This window comes from Mesorhizobium sp. GbtcB19 (assembly GCF_019091085.1).
In the GTDB taxonomy this organism is placed as follows: Bacteria; Pseudomonadota; Alphaproteobacteria; order Rhizobiales; family Rhizobiaceae; genus Mesorhizobium.
This window is the reverse complement of sequence record NZ_JAGXJY010000005.1, coordinates 220864-237901: the sequence shown is the minus strand read 5'-3', so window position 1 is coordinate 237901 and position 17038 is coordinate 220864. Positions and strand designations below refer to the sequence as shown.

The 17038-nt window shown below is 64.8% G+C and carries 17 protein-coding genes and 1 tRNA gene; 7 read left to right on the top strand and 11 right to left on the bottom strand.

Annotated features, from left to right (window positions below; genetic code table 11):
• Positions 1-113 precede the first annotated feature (113 nt).
• The 5 genes from KVT37_RS12085 to tkt form a co-directional block, all read right to left on the bottom strand.
• Entirely contained in the window at positions 114-1139 is a 1026-nt protein-coding gene (locus KVT37_RS12085; protein WP_217573049.1) for a class I fructose-bisphosphate aldolase, read from the bottom strand.
• A 115-nt stretch (positions 1140-1254) separates the two neighbouring features.
• A complete protein-coding gene (pgk, locus tag KVT37_RS12080) occupies positions 1255-2451 on the bottom strand; it encodes a phosphoglycerate kinase (protein WP_217573047.1) in 1197 nt (398 codons plus the stop codon).
• Between the two features lie 161 nt (positions 2452-2612).
• A complete protein-coding gene (locus KVT37_RS12075) occupies positions 2613-4502 on the bottom strand; it encodes a potassium/proton antiporter (protein ID WP_254633960.1) in 1890 nt (629 codons plus the stop codon).
• A gap of 160 nt (positions 4503-4662) precedes the next feature.
• Entirely contained in the window at positions 4663-5673 is a 1011-nt protein-coding gene (gene gap, locus KVT37_RS12070) for a type I glyceraldehyde-3-phosphate dehydrogenase (RefSeq protein ID WP_217573044.1), read from the bottom strand.
• A 157-nt stretch (positions 5674-5830) separates the two neighbouring features.
• The gene (gene tkt / locus KVT37_RS12065) at positions 5831-7819 is read right to left on the bottom strand and encodes a transketolase (RefSeq protein WP_217573042.1); all 1989 of its coding nucleotides are present in this window, start codon (positions 7817-7819) and stop codon (positions 5831-5833) included.
• 277 nt (positions 7820-8096) lie between these two features.
• On the opposite strand from tkt, the gene KVT37_RS12060 reads away from it, so the two are divergent.
• The 3 genes from KVT37_RS12060 (at position 8097) to KVT37_RS12050 (ending at position 9591) form a co-directional block, all read left to right on the top strand.
• Positions 8097-8369: a DUF4164 domain-containing protein gene (locus KVT37_RS12060; protein WP_023763725.1), complete on the top strand. Its 273-nt coding sequence runs from the start codon at positions 8097-8099 to the stop codon at positions 8367-8369.
• A 5-nt stretch (positions 8370-8374) separates the two neighbouring features.
• Positions 8375-8740 carry a cell division protein ZapA gene (locus tag KVT37_RS12055; protein WP_217573040.1) on the top strand — a complete coding sequence of 122 codons (366 nt, stop codon included), beginning with the start codon at positions 8375-8377 and terminating at the stop codon, positions 8738-8740.
• A gap of 191 nt (positions 8741-8931) precedes the next feature.
• On the top strand, positions 8932-9591 hold the full coding sequence (locus KVT37_RS12050; RefSeq protein WP_217573038.1) for a peroxiredoxin: 660 nt from the start codon (positions 8932-8934) through the stop codon (positions 9589-9591).
• Between the two features lie 265 nt (positions 9592-9856).
• Here KVT37_RS12050 and rpoH read toward each other — a convergent pair whose 3' ends face one another.
• The gene (rpoH, locus tag KVT37_RS12045; protein ID WP_217573036.1) at positions 9857-10768 is read right to left on the bottom strand and encodes an RNA polymerase sigma factor RpoH; all 912 of its coding nucleotides are present in this window, start codon (positions 10766-10768) and stop codon (positions 9857-9859) included.
• A 217-nt stretch (positions 10769-10985) separates the two neighbouring features.
• Positions 10986-12050 (bottom strand): RluA family pseudouridine synthase, encoded by a 1065-nt coding sequence (locus tag KVT37_RS12040; RefSeq protein WP_217573034.1) that lies wholly within the window; start codon positions 12048-12050, stop codon positions 10986-10988.
• A 26-nt stretch (positions 12051-12076) separates the two neighbouring features.
• Here KVT37_RS12040 and KVT37_RS12035 point away from each other — a divergent pair, with 26 nt between their 5' ends.
• From KVT37_RS12035 to KVT37_RS12025, 3 genes are all read left to right on the top strand, one after another.
• On the top strand, positions 12077-12460 hold the full coding sequence (locus KVT37_RS12035) for a fimbrial protein (RefSeq protein WP_217573032.1): 384 nt from the start codon (positions 12077-12079) through the stop codon (positions 12458-12460).
• Complete coding sequence (locus KVT37_RS12030) at positions 12457-12870, top strand: VOC family protein (protein WP_217573030.1); 414 nt, start codon at positions 12457-12459, stop codon at positions 12868-12870. Before KVT37_RS12035 ends, KVT37_RS12030 begins: the two co-directional genes overlap by 4 nt.
• A gap of 85 nt (positions 12871-12955) precedes the next feature.
• Positions 12956-13030, top strand: a tRNA-Glu gene (locus KVT37_RS12025).
• A 52-nt stretch (positions 13031-13082) separates the two neighbouring features.
• On the opposite strand, the gene KVT37_RS12020 is transcribed toward KVT37_RS12025, so the two are convergent.
• The 4 genes from KVT37_RS12020 to KVT37_RS12005 all read right to left on the bottom strand — a co-directional run bounded on the left by KVT37_RS12020 (position 13083) and on the right by KVT37_RS12005 (position 16217).
• Entirely contained in the window at positions 13083-13337 is a 255-nt protein-coding gene (locus tag KVT37_RS12020; protein WP_217573028.1) for a hypothetical protein, read from the bottom strand.
• Between the two features lie 81 nt (positions 13338-13418).
• Complete coding sequence (locus KVT37_RS12015; protein WP_217573025.1) at positions 13419-13925, bottom strand: Rab family GTPase; 507 nt, start codon at positions 13923-13925, stop codon at positions 13419-13421.
• Positions 13925-15856, bottom strand: coding sequence for an OmpA family protein (locus KVT37_RS12010; protein WP_217573023.1), 1932 nt, complete (start codon positions 15854-15856; stop codon positions 13925-13927). The genes KVT37_RS12015 and KVT37_RS12010 overlap by 1 nt, the downstream gene beginning before the upstream one ends.
• A gap of 1 nt (position 15857) precedes the next feature.
• Positions 15858-16217: a hypothetical protein gene (locus KVT37_RS12005; RefSeq protein ID WP_217573021.1), complete on the bottom strand. Its 360-nt coding sequence runs from the start codon at positions 16215-16217 to the stop codon at positions 15858-15860.
• A 278-nt stretch (positions 16218-16495) separates the two neighbouring features.
• Between KVT37_RS12005 and KVT37_RS12000 the strand changes: the two genes are divergently transcribed.
• Positions 16496-16966: a YidB family protein gene (locus KVT37_RS12000; RefSeq protein ID WP_217573019.1), complete on the top strand. Its 471-nt coding sequence runs from the start codon at positions 16496-16498 to the stop codon at positions 16964-16966.
• Positions 16967-17038 lie beyond the last annotated feature (72 nt).

The window sequence follows — 17038 nt, the reverse complement described above, 5'->3', positions numbered from 1 at the left end:
GGCGCGATCCGACATCGCGCACGCCGTTTCGCTGCATCAGGTAGGAATGCGGCCTGCAAAAAACAAAACCCGGGCCGATGGCCCGGGTTTCGATCTGTGAAGGAAGAGTGCCGTCAGGCGGCCTTTTCCAGCGCCGGCTGCCATTTTCCGAGCGCCGCCAGATGGTTCATATGGGCGCGGTGCGTGAAGGCTGCCTGACCGGCGGCGACGTTCGATGCCTTGCCGCTCCACGCCTTCTGCGGCGCCGCCTGCAGCGCACGGCCGTAGGAGAAGGTCAGCTTCCACGGATGCGGGCCGATCGCGTTGATGGCATTGAGGTTGGCGGTCGCTTCCTCGTCCTCCTGACCACCGGAAAGGAAGGCGATGCCCGGCACCGCCGCCGGCACGGTCTGCCGGAAGAGCTTTATGGTCTTTTCGGCGACTTCCTCGGGGCTGTCGGTCTTGCCCGATTTCCTGCCGGAGATGACCATGTTGGGCTTCAGGATCGAGCCCTCCAGCACGACGCGCGCCGCATAGAGCTCGTCGTAGAGCTTGACCAGCGTTGCCCTGGAGACCTCGTAGCAGGTGTCGATCGAATGCGCGCCGTCCATCAGCACCTCCGGTTCGACGATCGGCACGATGCCGGCCTCCTGGCAAAGTGCTGCGTAGCGGGCCAGCGCATGGGCGTTGGAGGCGATCGAATTGGCCGACGGCACGCCCTTGCCGGTGTCGATGTCGATCACCGCGCGCCATTTGGCGAAGCGGGCGCCGAGCTTGTAGTAATCCGCCAGGCGCTCGCGCAGGCCATCCAGGCCTTCGGTGACGGTGTCGCCGGGATAGCCGGCCAGCGGCTTGGCGCCAAGATCGACCTTGATGCCCGGAATGGAGCCGGCGGCCTTGATGATGTCGACCAGCGGCGTGCCGTCGGCGGCCTTTTGGCGGATCGTCTCGTCATAGAGAATGACGCCCGAAATGTATTTGGTCATGGCGTCCCTGGCGCGGAACATCATCTCGCGATAGTCGCGCCGGCTGTCGGCGGTCGATTCGACGCCGATGACGTCAAAGCGCTTCTTGATGGTGCCGGAACTCTCATCGGCCGCCAAAAGGCCCTTGCCGTCGGCTACGATGGCAGCGGCAATATCTTCGAGACGTTCGCTCATGGTGCTCTCCTAGGTGCGTTTGTTCCGCGCTAGCAGAACACTACCGCCAAAGGAATGACGCCGGAAAGCGTGAATCGATTGAAAGTCGCCGGCGCTTTGCCAGTTCCCGGACTGTTTACCGCTTCAGCACCTCGACGCCAGGCAGCGGTTTACCTTCCATCCATTCGAGGAAGGCGCCGCCAGCGGTCGAGACATAGGTGAAGTCGTCGGCCACGCCGGCATGGTTGAGCGCGGCCACCGTATCGCCCCCGCCGGCCACCGAGACCAGCTTGCCCGCCTTGGTGCGCGCGGCCGCGTGCTTTGCCGCCGCCACCGTGGCGCGGTCGAAGGGTTCGATCTCGAAGGCGCCGAGCGGGCCGTTCCAGACCAGTGTGGCGGCGCGGTCGATCCAGTCGTTGACGCTCTGCACGGTCTTTGCCCCCACATCGAGGATCATGCCGTCGGCCGGCACGTCGGAGATGGCGACGGTCTCGCTGGCGGCACCCGCCTTGAATTCCTTGGCGACGACGCCGTCGGCGGGCAGGATGATGGCGCAGCCGGCTTCCGCCGCCTCGATCATGATCTGCTTGGCGGTGCCGGCGAGGTCATGCTCGCAGAGCGATTTGCCGACATCGGTGCCGCGCGCGGCAAGGAAGGTGTTGGCCATGCCGCCGCCGATCACCAGCGCGTCGACCTTCTTCACCAGGTTCATCAGGAGGTCGATCTTGCTCGAGACCTTGGCGCCGCCGACGATGGCAACCACCGGCCGAACCGGATTGCCGAGGCCCTTCTCCAGCGCGTCGAGCTCGGCTTGCATGGTGCGGCCGGCATAGGCCGGCAAGTGACGCGCCAGGCCTTCGGTCGAGGCATGCGCGCGATGCGCGGCGGAAAAGGCGTCGTTGACATAGATGTCGCCATTGGCGGCGAGCTTTTCGGTGAAGGCCGGCTCGTTCTTCTCCTCGGCTTTGTAGAAGCGGGTGTTTTCGAACAGCAGGACGTCGCCGTCCTTCATGGTGGCGACCGCTTCGGCGGCCTTGTCGCCGACACAGTCGGCGGCAAAGCCGACCGGGTGGCCGAGAACCTCGGCCGTGGCCTTGGCGATCGGCTCCAGCGAGAATTCCGCCGACGGACCGTCCTTCGGGCGGCCGAAATGAGCAAGCAGGATGACCTTGGCGCCCTTTTTCGAGAGCTCGGCGATGGTCGGCGCGATGCGCTCGATGCGGGTGGCGTCGGTGACCTTGCCGTCGGCGACGGGGACGTTGAGGTCGACGCGCACCAGGACGCGCTTGCCGCTGACGGCGCCGATATCGTCGAGGGTCTTGAAGCCGGCCATGCTACGTTCCTTCCTAGTGCCTTGACGCAATTCCGGACGGAAAACCGCTCACACTTTTCCTGGAATTGCTCTAGCGAAAACGCGGCGACCTTACCCGGCGCGAACGACGATGCAAGGGCCGCGTTGAGGCGCGCGCGCAAAAATGATGTCGGCGTGAGACATCAGCCTTCGCTGGTTGCCTTTTGCTCGCCCGGTGCCGGCGCGACGGGGTCGATCGGCACGTCCTCGACCGCCTGCTTTTCCACGGGCCCGCGCCAGTTGCGGATCAGCGCCGTGATGCGGTCGCCGATCTCGCCGGCGCTCATGAACACCGGCACGCGCGCCACCGGCGCGGTCGGCTCGAAGGACAGGCCAAGCCCGGTGATCCTGCCCTTTTCATCGACATCGCGCACGATCAGCTCGATCGGACCGATGACCACACGGTCGGCATATTCGGGATGGCCGCCGAGCCGCTCCGAAACCAGCGCGGCGACGGTGAGCTTCTGTTCCGCCTCGGTCAGGCCCGGACCGTAGGCGGCTTCCAGCTCGGCCGCCGAACGCGCCGGATCGAGCGCGAAGGCGCCGAAGAAATCGGCATCCTCGGGATCGACGACGGCGCGGCTGGCAAAAAGCTTGTCGAGCAGGCGTGGATAGCGATCCGGGACGAAGATGTAGACCTGATCGCCGGCGGCAAGCCGGCCCATGTCCTGGAAGCGCATCGAGCGGCCGTCGCGCAGCACCAATGAGGGCCGCGCCCAGCGCGGGATACGCTCGCCGCGCGCGACCGGGCTGCCGGGCGCGACGCGATAGGCGAGCAGCTCGTGATGGGCCGAGCCCGGCAGTTCGAGCTCGACCTTGTCCAGCGGCCCGAGTCGCGCCGGCACGATCAGGCCGAGCCGGCGCGCCAGCGGACCGACCGTCCAGCCCTGCACCACCAGCGACACGAGCACGATGATGAAGGCGGCGTTGAAGATCAGGCGGCCATGCTCGAGGCCGCCGAGCAGCGGCGTGATGGCAAGCAGGATCGAGACCGCGCCGCGCAGGCCGACCCAGGAGACGAAGGCGACCTCGGGACGCGGCAGGCGGAACGGGATCAGGCACAGCCAGACGGCGACCGGGCGGGCCACGAAGATCAGGAACAGGCCGAGCAGGACCGCCGGCGCCAGGATCGCCGGGAACTGCGAGGGCGTGGCGAACAGGCCGAGGATCAGGAACATGATGATCTGCGCCAGCCACGACATGCCGTCCTGGAACCGCTTCAGGATGGTGACGGCGCGGATGTCGGAATTGCCGGCGATCAGCCCGGCAAGGTAGACGGCGAGGAAGCCCGAGCCGCCGATGGCGCCTGCCGCCGCGAACACCATCAGCGACAGCGTCAGCACGAAGATCGGCAGCAGGCCGTGATCGAGGTTCAGCCGCTCGACGAGACGCACGATGCCGAAGCCGCCGAGCACGCCGATGACGGCGCCCAGCCCCATATTGGCGAGGAAGCCGAGCAAGAGGTTGGTCGCCAGCACATTGGCTTCCGGGTTGGCATGCGCGGCGATGATCTCGACCAGGGTGATGGTGAGGAAGATGGCGATCGGGTCGTTGGTGCCGGATTCCACTTCGAGCGTCGAACGCACGCGCTCGCGCAGATGGATTTCGCCGGCGCGCAACAGGAAGAACACGGCGGCCGCATCGGTCGAGGCGACGGCGGCGCCGAGCAGCGAGGATTCCAGCCAATCGAGTTTGAGAACATAGGCGGCGGCGACGGCAAAGATGCCGGTGGTCAGGATGACGCCGATCGTGGCCAGCGACAGCGCCGGCCCGGCCGCTTGCCTGAGCGCGTTGAGCGGCGTGCCGAAACCGGAATCGAACAGGATGATGGCCAGAGCCAGTGAGCCGGCAAAATAAGCCAGCCGGGCATTGTCGAATTCGATGCCGAGGCCGTCGACGCCGGTGGCAAGCCCGATGCAGAGGAAGAGAAGCAGCAAGGGAGCGCCGAAGCGGAAGGCGATCAGGCTCGAAAACGCGGCGGCGACGATGAGTGCCGTGCCGACCAGCGTCACGAGATAGATCGCATGCTCCATCCGCTATTGCCCCTTAAGAATCCCCACTGTTTCCCGCTTTACCAGAGAGTGGGGCGAAGACATGGCCGGTGCAAGGCGACAGCGCGGTTTTTGGCTCAGCCGGCCAATAAAAAACGCCCGGCCGAAGCCGGGCGTTTCAAACCGCTTAGCGGGCGTTCGATCAGGCGATGGTCTTGCCGAAGGCGACGGCGGTGTCGCCCATGCGGTTCGAGAAGCCCCATTCATTGTCGTACCAGGACAGGACGGACACGAAGTTGCCGTCCATCACCTTGGTCTGGTCGAGCGCCACGATCGAGGAATGCGGATCGTGGTTGAAGTCGATCGAGACGTTCGGGTGGTGGGTAACCGACAGCACGCCCTTCAGCTTGCCCTTGGAGGCGGCGATGACGGCTTCGTTGATCTCCTGCGCGGTGGTCGAGCGCTTGGCGATGAACTTGAAGTCGACGACCGAGACGTTCGGCGTCGGCACGCGGATCGAGATGCCGTCGAGCTTGCCCTTGAGCTCGGGCAGCACGAGGCCGATCGCCTTGGCCGCGCCAGTCGAGGTCGGGATCTGCGACAGCGCCGCCGCGCGGGCGCGGTAGAGGTCCTTGTGCATGGTGTCCAGCGTCGGCTGGTCGCCGGTGTAGGAGTGGATCGTCGTCATCATGCCCTTCTCGATGCCGACGGTCTCGTGCAGCACGGCCGCCAGCGGCGCCAGGCAGTTGGTGGTGCAGGACGCGTTCGAGATGACGATGTGGTCCTTGGTCAGCTTGTCGTGGTTGATGCCGTAGACGACAGTCAAGTCCGCGCCTTCAGCGGGCGCCGAGACGAGCACGCGCTTGGCGCCGGCGGTGAGGTGCGCGGCGGCCTTGTCGCGAGCGGTGAAGATGCCGGTGCATTCGAGCGCGATGTCGACGCCGAGCTCCTTCCACGGCAGCTGGCTCGGATCCTTGATCGCGGTGACCTTGAACTTCTCCTTGCCGACCGAGATCTGGTCGCCGTCGACCGACACCTCATGCGGGAAGCGGCCGTGTACGCTGTCATAGCGCAGCAGATGCGCGTTGGTCTCGACCGGGCCGAGATCGTTGACGGCGACGATGTCGATGTCCTTGCGGCCGGATTCGTGGATGGCGCGCAGGATGTTGCGGCCGATACGGCCAAATCCGTTGATGGCAACTCTGACGGTCATTGTTTTCTCCCTAGGGACTGGGGGCGATTGGGTCCGGCTGCTTCATAGCGGCCATGGAACAAAGAATCCAGTCGCAGAAGGCCGAATTTAAATCGATTAGGTTGGTCCAGCACCGCGGAGCCGCGTATTTGCGGCCCCGCGAATTGACGCAGCCCGGTCAGCCGTGCAGACGGGCTTCGACCGCCTTTGCCGCGGCGTCGGCGGTGATGCCGAAATGCGGATAGAGCTGCTCGATCGTGCCCGAGGCGCCGAAGCCGTGCATGCCGATGAAGATGCCGTCGGTGCCGATCAGATGGTCCCAGCCCTGGCGGATGCCGGCTTCGATGGCGACCTTCACCCTGGCGTTGCCGATGGTCTTCTTGCGGTAATCGTCGCTCTGCTGATCGAACAGCTCGAAGCACGGCACCGAGACGACGCGGGTCGGATGGCCGTGCTTTTCGAGCAGGTCACGCGCGCCGAGCGCGATCTCCACCTCGGAGCCGGTTGCGAAGATCGTCACCACCGCCTCGCCGCTGGCGGCGGCCAGTTCATAGGCGCCCTGGCTGCTCAGGTTCTTGGCCGTGTGTTCCGTGCGCACCGTCGGCAGGTTCTGGCGGGTCAGGGCCAGCGTCGACGGCGTCTTTTCGGATTCAAGCGCGATCTGCCAGCATTCGGCGGTCTCCACCGCATCGGCCGGACGGAACACGTTGTGGTTCGGGATGGCGCGCAGCGCCGCCAGATGCTCGACCGGCTGGTGGGTCGGGCCGTCCTCGCCGAGGCCGATGGAGTCATGCGTCATGACGAAGATCGAGCGGATACCCATCAGCGAAGCCAGGCGCATCGACGGGCGGGCGTAGTCGGAGAAGCACATGAAGGTGCCACCATAGGCGATCAGGCCGCCATGCAGCGTCAGGCCGTTGATGGCCGCCGCCATGCCGTGCTCACGGATGCCGTAGTGGACATAGCGCTGGCCGTAATCGTCGGGCGTGATGTTCTTGGTCTGGCTGGTCTTGGTGTTGTTCGAGCCGGTGAGGTCGGCCGAGCCGCCGATGGTTTCCGGCACCGCGCCGTTGATGACTTCCAGCGCCATTTCCGACGATTTGCGGGTGGCGACCTTCGGCTTGTCGGCCGAGAGCTTATTCTTGTAGTCGGCGATGACGGCGTCGAAGTTGGAGGGCAGCTTGCCGCCGAGGCGACGCTCGAACTCGGCCTTCAGCTTCGGCTCGGCCTTGGCGAGGCGGCCTTCCCAGTCGGCGCGCGCCTTGGCGCCGCCCTTGCCGACAGTGCGCCAGGCCTCGAGGATGTCGGCCGGAATCTCGAAGGGCGGCGAATCCCAGTTGAAGAATTTTCGCGCGCCGGCGATTTCCTCGGCGCCGAGCGGCGAACCATGCGCCTTGTTGGTGCCGGCCTTGGTCGGGGCGCCGAAGCCGATGGTGGTCTTGCAGGCGATCATCGTCGGTTTGTCGGAATGGCGCGCCGCCTCGATGGCGTAGGCGATCGCTTCCGGATCGAAGCCGTCGATGTGGCTGGCGTTCCAGCCCGAAGCCTGGAAGCGGGCGACCTGGTCGGTGTTGTCGGCAAGCGAAACCGGGCCGTCGATCGAGATGTTGTTGTTGTCCCAGAAGACGATCAGCTTGTTGAGCTTCAGATGCCCGGCAAGTGCTATGGCTTCCTGGGAAACGCCTTCCATCAGGCAGCCGTCGCCGGCCAGCACATAGGTGTAGTGGTTGACGAGGTCGTTGCCGAAGGCGGCATTCATGATGCGCTCGCCGAGCGCGAAGCCGACCGAATTGGCAAGGCCCTGGCCGAGCGGGCCGGTGGTGGTCTCGATGCCGGCGGCATGGCCGTATTCGGGATGGCCGGCGGTCTTGGAACCGAGCTGGCGGAAGCTCTTGATCTGGTCGATCGTCATGTCCTCATAGCCGGTGAGGTAGAGGAGCGAATAGAGCAGCATCGAGCCGTGGCCGGCCGACAGGATGAAGCGGTCGCGGTCGGCCCAGTGCGGCGCCTTGGCGTCGAATTTCAGGAAACGGCTGAACAGCACCGTGGCGATGTCGGCGCAGCCCATCGGCAGGCCGGGGTGGCCGGAGTTCGCCTTCTCGACGGCGTCCATGGAAAGAAAACGGATCGCATTGGCCATCCGGTCATGTTGTTCGCGCGAGCTCATGCTGCCTCCGGGAAAACGGGTTGAGGGCCTTGGGAAAACCCTAGGGAAAGGGCTGGGCGACACATAGCAGGCACTGCCTTTTAGTCAACAAATCGAGGCGGTTTTTGCCGGGCTTGTGATGCGGTCTTTTTGTGTGTCGGGCGTCTTACATTAGCGATAGCGGGGGACAGTCGCGAGAGCTTTGTTGACGCGCCCTTCACCCGGTGCCTAATCTTTCGCAGGTAACGCGTTCTGAACGCGAGCGATTCGGTGATGGGCAGGGCATAGGACGAAGGCCATGACCGGGGAAACGACCCTCAAGGAAGTCATCGCCAGGCTGGGCAAGGCCATGGAAGGCCTGGAGAACGCCGTGGCGGCGAAGCTCGAGCACGAGCGCGATTATTCGGAAGCCGAGGCCGAGGTGCAGCGCATGAACGCCGACCGTTCGCGCCTGGCGCAGGAGCTCGACAATTCCGAGGCGCGCGCCGAGCGGCTGGAAGATGCCAACAAGGAAGTGTCGCGCCGGCTGGTGACCGCCATGGAAACCATCCGGGCGGTTCTGGACAGGTAGGACCAATGGCACAGGTCACCGTTTCCATCGACGGCAAGCAATACCGGATGGCCTGCGACGAGGGCCAGGAAGAGCACCTGATCGATCTTGCCGAGCGTTTCGACCGTTATGTCTCGCATCTGAAGGATTCGTTTGGCGAAATCGGCGACCAGCGGCTCACCGTCATGGCCGGCATCATGGTGATGGACGAGCTGTCCGAGCTCACCAAGCGCGTCAAGGGCATGGAGAGCGAGGTGCTGACCTTGCGCAAGACGCGCGACGAGGCGCTGACCAAGGCCGACAAGAGCGACAGCGTGCTGACCACGGCGCTCGACGCGCTGGCGCAGCGCATGGAAGACCTCAGCGCGACGCTCGCCATAAAGAAGGCCTGAGCGGCTTCTCCTCCATCGGAAGTAGAAAATCCTGCCGCGGCTTGCCGGTGGCGGCGAAAATTTTTGTTCCGCCGGGGCCGCGGCCATCGTGTGCGGCGTTTTACCGGCGCCGCGATGGTGCTAGGCTTCGGAGCCGGCGACGGCCAGCCGCAAGCCGGCTACAATTTTTCGAAAAAGGGTAGGGACAGGCCATGAGTCTTCGTATCAACGATATCGCGCCGGATTTCACGGCCGAGACCACACAGGGCACCATCAAGTTCCACGACTGGATCGGCGACGGCTGGGCGGTGCTGTTCAGCCACCCGAAGAATTTCACGCCGGTCTGCACGACCGAGCTCGGCACCATGGCCGGTCTCGAAGGCGACTTCAAAAAGCGCAACGTCAAGATCATCGGCATCTCGGTCGATCCGGTGTCGAGCCACGACAAATGGCAGGCCGACATCAAGACCGCCACCGGCCATACGGTGCACTATCCGCTGATCGGCGACAAAGACCTTCACGTCGCCAAGCTCTATGAAATGCTGCCGGCCGGCGCCGGCGAAAGCTCGGAAGGCCGCACGCCGGCCGACAACGCCACGGTGCGTTCGGTCTACGTCATCGGCCCGGACAAGAAGATCAAGCTGGTGCTGACCTATCCGATGACCACGGGTCGCAACTTCGACGAGATCCTGCGCGTCATCGATTCCATCCAGCTGACCGCCAAGCACCAGGTGGCGACGCCGGCGAACTGGAAGCAGGGCGAGGACGTCATCATCACCGCCGCCGTCTCCAACGAGGATGCCGTCAAGCGTTTTGGGGCGTATGAGACCGTTCTGCCGTATCTCAGGAAGACCAAGCAGCCGACGGCGTGAGCCTTTTCCTTCTCCCCGTTCACGGGGAGAAGGTGCCCGAAGGGCGGATGAGGGGCGGCGCGGCGTTTGAAGTAGGCGCCCGGCTCCCTCTCGGATCCGGAAGTGTTCGCTCTAAGCGACAACCTCGCAGACTTGGCGCTGCCCCTCATTGCCCTGTCGGGCATTTCTCCCCGTGAACGGGGAGAAATGGCTGGTTCGCCGCTTTCGCCAACAAAAAAAACGACGCCGACGCGCCGCCTTTTTTCATTTTCGTGCCTTGAGCTGATTACGCCGCCGGCTGCGCTTCGATGGTGCGCAGCGCCTGGGTCTGGCGCTTGGCGGCGGCCTTGACCGCGTCCTGCACCTTCTCGAAGGCGCGCACCTCGATCTGGCGCACGCGCTCGCGGCTGATGTCGAACTCGGCCGACAGCTCTTCCAGCGTCAACGGCTCTTCGGCGAGGCGACGCGCCTCGAAGATGCGCCGTTCGCGCTCGTTGAGCACCGACAGCGCGCCCGACAGCATGCCGCGCCGGTTTTCCAGCTCGTCCTGCTCGATCAGCATCTCTTCCTGGCTTTCGTGGTCGTCGACCAGCCAGTCCTGCCATTCGCCGGACTCGCCTTCGCTCGCCCGGATCGGGGCGTTGAGCGAGGCGTCGCCCGACAGGCGGCGGTTCATCGACACCACTTCAGCCTCGGAAACGTTGAGGCGCGTGGCGATCTCGGCGATCTGGTCGGGCTTCAGGTCGCCATCGTCGAGCGCCTGGATCTTGCCCTTCACCTTGCGCAGGTTGAAGAACAGACGCTTCTGGTTGGCGGTGGTGCCCATCTTGACCAGGCTCCACGAGCGCAGGATGTATTCCTGGATCGAGGCCTTGATCCACCACATGGCATAGGTGGCGAGCCGGAAACCACGCTCCGGTTCGAATTTCTTCACGGCCTGCATGAGGCCGACATTGCCTTCCGAGATCACCTCGCCGATCGGCAGGCCGTAGCCGCGATAGCCCATGGCGATCTTGGCGACGAGCCGCAAATGGCTGGTGACGAGCTTGTGGGCAGCCGTGGTGTCCTGATGCTCGGCATAACGCTTGGCGAGCATGTACTCTTCCTGCGGCTGAAGCATCGGAAAGCGGCGGATTTCTTCCAGGTAACGGGCGAGACCGCCTTCACCGGAAACGATACTGGGTAATGATTGGGCCATGATAGCGCCCCCTCTCTCTTTGGAGTGGATGCCCCCGAAACGCGGCGGGCATTCGTCGCGGATGCCAAAGGCTCATCCGCAGACAACCGGTATATATAGGAACAAAACCAGAAAAGACAGGCATTTGTTCAACGCTAAACAGTCTGTCACGCTGAAGTGAACAACGCCGGTCAGGTTTTTTGATGGCTGGCTTGCAGCTTGTTTGTGGCGGGTCGGTTCAAAGTTTCCGGAAGTCGCCGACGAGTTCCTCCATGTCTCCCGGCATCGGCGCTTCGAACCTCATCGTTAGATGGGTGGTCGGGTGCTCGAATTCAAGGAGCCAGGCATGCAGGGCCTGCCGGGGAAACGTACTGACCTTGGTTTTCAAGGGTTCGGGCAGCCGGTTGGCCTTGGTGCGGAAGGCCTGGCCGTAATCCGGGTCGCCGACCACGGGATGGCCGATATGGGCCATGTGGACGCGGATCTGGTGGGTGCGGCCGGTCTCCAGCCGGCATTCGACCAGGCTTGCGGTGGCGAAAACCTGCTGTCCCTCGCCGAAGCGCTCGACGACGCTGAAATGGGTGACGGCATGGCGGGCATCGTCGCGGCTTTCGGGCACCACGGCGCGGCGGACGCGATCGGCGGCCCGGCCCAAGGCGGCATCGACGGTGCCGGTCGGCCGCTGCGGAATGCCCCACACCAGCGCCAGATAGGCGCGCTCGAGATCGCCGGTGCGGCCATGGTCGGCAAAGGCCTCCGACAGCGCCTTGTGGGCGCGGTCGGTCTTGGCCACGACCATGACGCCGCTGGTTTCCTTGTCGAGCCGATGCACGATGCCCGGCCGCCTGACGCCGCCGATGCCGGACAGGCTGTCGCCGCAATGGTGGATCAGCGCGTTGACCAGCGTGCCGGTCCAGTTGCCGGCGCCGGGATGGACGACCAGCCCGGCCGGCTTGTTGATGACGATCAGCTCGTTGTCCTCATAGAGGATGTCGAGGGGAATGTCCTCGCCCTGCGGCTCAGCAGGCTCCGGCGCGGGCACTAGGATTTCGACGCGCTCGCCGGCCGTCAGCTTGCGCTTGGCTTCCAGCACCGGCTTGCCGGCGATGGAGACCGCGCCTTGGCGGATCAGCGCCTGCACGCGGCTGCGCGAGAGCTCCGGCCCGAGCCTGGCGGCAAGCCACTGGTCGAGACGCTGGCCGACGGCATCGGCACCGGCTTCGAGCACGACAGCTTCGCCGGCGGCCGACTCGTCGTCCGTGAGCTCTATCAATCCGGAACTCTCTTCGTTATGAGCGCTCATCGAAACCCGTTGCGGATTGTTTAGCCATGGCCCGGCCGATCGCCGAAGAAGATGAGGAAAAGCCGCTCGATCCCGCGGCCGAGAACGTGCGCCGCAAGCTCGTTCGCTTCATGATCATCAACCTCGGCCTTCTGTTCCTCGCCCTTATGGTGGTGATCGGGGCGCTTGTCTACAAAGCCCGCAACGCGCCGGTGGCCGGCCTGGCGCCCGCTGGCGATGTCCAGGTTCCGGCCGGCGCGCCGCTCTCCGGCGACATCGTGCTCCCCGTGGGCGCCAAGGTCGTCAGCCAGTCGCTTTCCGGCAACCGCCTGTCGATCGATGCTGAGCTTGCGGACGGCAGCCGTTCGATCTTCGTCTACGACATCGCCGAGCGCCGCATCATCGGCCAGTTTGCGATCCGCACCAAATGAGCGGCTTTGCCGGGCATCGCAGCGTTGCCACGGTGGCGCTCGTCGTCAGGAACTATGACGAGGCGATCGCCTGGTATGTCGAGCGGCTTGGCTTCGCGCTGGGCGAGGATGTCGACCTTGGCGGCGGCAAGCGCTGGGTCACCGTCACGCCGGGGAAGGGCCAGGGCGCGCGGCTGCTGCTGGCGGAAGCATCGGGCGAGGCGCAGGCAAGCCGCATCGGCAATCAGGCCGGCGGCCGGGTGTTTCTGTTCCTCGAGACCGACGATTTTGCCCGCGACCACCGGGCGATGCTGGCGAACGGCGTCGAATTCCGCGAGGCGCCGCGCCACGAAGCCTATGGCACGGTGGCGGTGTTCGCCGATCTCTACGGCAATCTCTGGGACCTGATCGAGCCGAAACGGCAGTCCTGACACGGCCAATCCGTAAACTGGTTCGGGTGCCAGAAACCCCAGTTGCTTTTTCGCGGCCGCCAGCCTATGTAGCCGGTTCTTGAGCGCGCCCATCGTCTAGCGGTCAGGACACCGCCCTCTCACGGCGGGAACAGGGGTTCGATTCCCCTTGGGCGTACCAAGCTTCCGAAAGGGCACGATCGCGCTGCCTCAACCGGGTTGTGCACGCTTGGTCACTCGGCAGCCAGGGAGACGGAAGCGGCAAGCCCGGCTTCGGTTCTTTCTCGGGAGGCCTGCTCCAGCAACCGCGACAGGTGTTGGAGGTGCATCGATTGGGCATCTTCTAGCAATTGCAGAAAGTTGGACGCCTTGCCCCGCGGCAACCGGCGGCGCTTCAGCGCGGCGATGCGCGCGCGCTGGCACTTGATGTGCCGCTCCGCTTGCAGAACGTGCCGTTCCGCCATCTGGCTGTCGTCAGCCAGTGCCATCAGCGCTAAACGGTCCGGCGGGCAGAGGGTTCCGTGGGGTAAGCCGTCATCTTGAACACAGGTCCACGATTGGAGCCCCAGCTAGAATTGCCGGCGGCGGATCGTCTCGGCGAGCTCCGCAAAAGCATCCACGATTCCAGCGCCGCTCTTGGCGCTGACGAACTTGACGCTCGAGCGCGCCAGCTGGCCGATCTCTCCGGCGCTGCCGGGGGCTTCGGCGAGATCGATCTTGTTGATGAGGGCCCTGTATGGCCTGCCTGGAAATCTCGTCTCGAAGCCGCGGACCAGCTCGACCATGCGCGTCACCGTTTGCGGGCGCGTCACGTCCGACACGATAATGGCGGCCGACGCGCCGGTGACATAGACGGTGTCGAAAATACGCGTGCCGAAATCGCCGTCGGTGTCCCACAGAACGAGCCGCGCTGTGTCGCCGCCACGAACCGGATCGGCGGCAACATCGTAGCTGAGCACCTCGACACCGAGCGTCGATTTGTATTCGCCGTCGAAACGATCATGCACGAGGCGGTACATGATGGAGGTCTTGCCCACACCCATGTCGCCAAGCAGCATGACCTTTGCGCTGAACATCACTGAGGGCGCTCGGCGCTGAATACGGTTTCGAAGGTGACCCGGCGGTTCCCCTCGCTCGGAACGTCGGAAATCGGCACCGATGACGAGCGCGAGACCACGAACAATCGCGCGGGCTCGATACCGAGCGAAACCAATTGGCGCAGCACCTGGTCGGCCCGCTTGCGGGCAACCACCTTGTTGGTGGATTCGGTTCCGGTATCGTCGGCGTGGCCGACGATACGCACCCTCAGATCGTTGCCCGCAAGAAGGCCGGCCAGATCGCGAAGCTGCTGTTCGGCCTCCTTGTCGTCGGCAAACGCGTCGGCCGTGCCGAAGAAGATCGCCGTCGAGGCCATGAAGCGACCGAGCCGCTCGGCAGGGCCGTCGGCTATCGACCGTACGGCGTCGTATTGCTGGTTTCTCGACGTGGCTTCCGCGGCGAGCACGGCTTGTGTTTCGTCGATGCGCGCCCGCAGAGCGGCAAGGGACTGCAGCTCTTCCGCGCTCGGCCCGCGCGACGCTTCTACGCGCGCCTCCAGGCCGGCGAGAGACTGTCGCTGCTCGGCGACCGCTGCGCCTGTCTCCCCGGCGGACTTCCGCAGATCGGCGAGGGACTGCTGCTGCCCGGTGACCGCGGCGTCTGTTTCACCGGCGGATTTCTGCAAGCCGGCAAGCGACTGCCGTAGTTCGGCGATCGCCTGGCGGTTCCCGTCGACGCCTGCCTGGAGGCCAGTCAGCGACTGGCGCAAGGCATCGATATCGGCGCGCAGCGCCGTCGACTGTTCCGTGCCGGGGACGATGCCGATCCGGCCGACGACCCGATATGGCGCTGCGGCCTTGGCCAGGGCGTCGATCAGCGGAGCCGTCTGCACCTCGCTTGGCTCTATCCCGGAGACCGAGACGCTGCGGTTGCGATGGTCGAAGTCCAGCCGCAGCGGAAATGTTTCCAGCAGCGGCTGTTTGCCGACCAGGTCCTGAAGCACATCGTTCGTGCGTCGCTCCAGCATCATGCGCGTCAGGTAGATGTTTCCCAGCCATGCCAGGCCAGCGGCAAGCAGCGCGGCGAGCACGAGCAGGACGATTTTTGCGCCCTTGCGCGGCTTCGGGTCCGCGGCGGGACCCGCCTCGATGGCGGAGGCCAGCGACGCCAGCATTGCGGCGTCGCAGTCGAGGCCGCCATCCATGCTCTCGATCGTGTCGAAGAAAAGCGAGTTGATCCTGGCGTCGTCGACCGGGCGGAGGGGGCCGATGCATTCCGCGGCCAGGATGAACCTGGGCGAGGCACGAAGCACGATCTCGCGTCCGCCGAAATCGAGCTGCTGCAGGTTGCCTTCGCCGGCGAGGGCCTGAACGGAAAACTCCAGGATCGCCGCGACCATCGCGCTCAGCAGGTCGGCCCGTTCGTCAGTGGTCTCTTGGCGTTTCCAGTCGGCGACGAGGCGTCCGTTGCCGCGCTCGATCATCAGCAGCCGGTTGACGCGCGGCGGGCTGGCATTCGCCAGAACGAACTCGCTGATCGGGCGACCTGTCGCCAGCGACTTGATGCGGCCGATCCACAGCTCCGTCGATGTCAGGGCGTTGAGGCGCTGCTCCAGCCGCGCGACGAGTTCCTTGAAGGCGTTGGCCACGGCGGCGCTGACCAGCCGACCGGTGATCGGATAGAGCGCATCGACCATGAGGTCGCGCGAGTTTCTGATCTCACTGCGGATCGCGGAAACCACCGATGGCGCGATGACGTTGGCCAATTCGCGCGGCCGATTGACTTCGGCGCGTTCCAGGGCGGCGACCAGGATGTCGGCCGTTGCCGCCTCCAGCCGGTTGGGGCTGCCAATATATTGCTGAAGGAGAGCGACGTCGGCTCCCAGCGCTTCGAGACGCGCCGCCTCCGTTTGAAAGAGCAATTTTCTAAGCTGCTCGATCTCACGGTTCTGGCCGGCGGCGGACGTCATGCTACCTTCCCGCGCGGCCTAGTCCCAGCCCGCTGATGGTTGCTCCAAGGTCCGAGATCGCGGCGCCGATGTCCCTATGCGAGGCGAGCCGCTTCTGTTCGGTTTCCTGCTCGAGCTCCTGGATATGGGCCTGCAGGGCCGCGATCTCCTTGGCGAAGTCCGCCTGGAGCTGCTTGATGGTGGCCTGCATCTCGTCGCGCAGACCGGCAAGGTTGCTCTCGAGCGATCGCTGCGCGCCTCCGAACAGGAGATTGCGAACCTGATCGATCGTCGCCTCGGGATGGATTGTCGCTTCCGATCCGTTGGTGGAGGCAACTCCATCCGCGGCTTTTCCAGCTTGCTCGGCGCCTTTCATCTTCATTCCCCGGTTTTCCACGCTCACTGACACTCACCCGCCCGCTATATCAAATCCTAATTCGTGCGACAGGCAATCGACTTATTGCCATCGCGGAGGCCGCCACGGGTCGAGCGTGACATTTGCGCCGCCATCGTCACCTATCGCAATGACCGGTCTCACGCCAGCGTCCTGCGACCTGGGTCGGATCGTGTCCGCTCGGCCTCAAGCGCGGCAAGAACGGCGAAGCCGTCTCGCCGGGAACTATGGCTGGTCAATTAGGTGCGGTCCGGCCGTCACCAAACATGACCTTCGTCATCTTCGGTCCTGACCTTCGTCAGGTGTCGCGATCCCATGAAAGGGCCTATCAGCACGCCTCAACCTTGCGCAACAGCGGGCGCGATTTTCGGACGGGAGGTTTTCGGATGGGATTGTTGGACAGTCTGCAAAGCGCCTTGCAGGGGGGACAGCAGGGCGGAGGTTCGTCACTCCTGGCCGATGCGCTGACCAGCGTCGGCGGTTACCAGGGCGTGCTCGCCATGCTGCAGAAATCAGGCCTCGGCGACCGCGTCGAATCGTGGCTGAGCACCAATTCCGCAAATCTTCCGATCGCGCCGGACGAGATCAAAGCGGCTCTTGGCGACCAGCGTCTTCAGCAACTGGCAAGCCAGTTCGGGATTCCGCTGGATCAGGTGGCCGGCGCCCTGGCGCAGCATCTTCCGGCCGCCGTCGACCAGGCCAGCCCCGACGGGGTGCTTGCGACGCGCGCCAGCTGACACTTACGGGCGGCGGGACAATCGAGGCGCAGCTTTGCGGCAATCAGGCCGCGCGGCTCGGCAGCAGCTCTG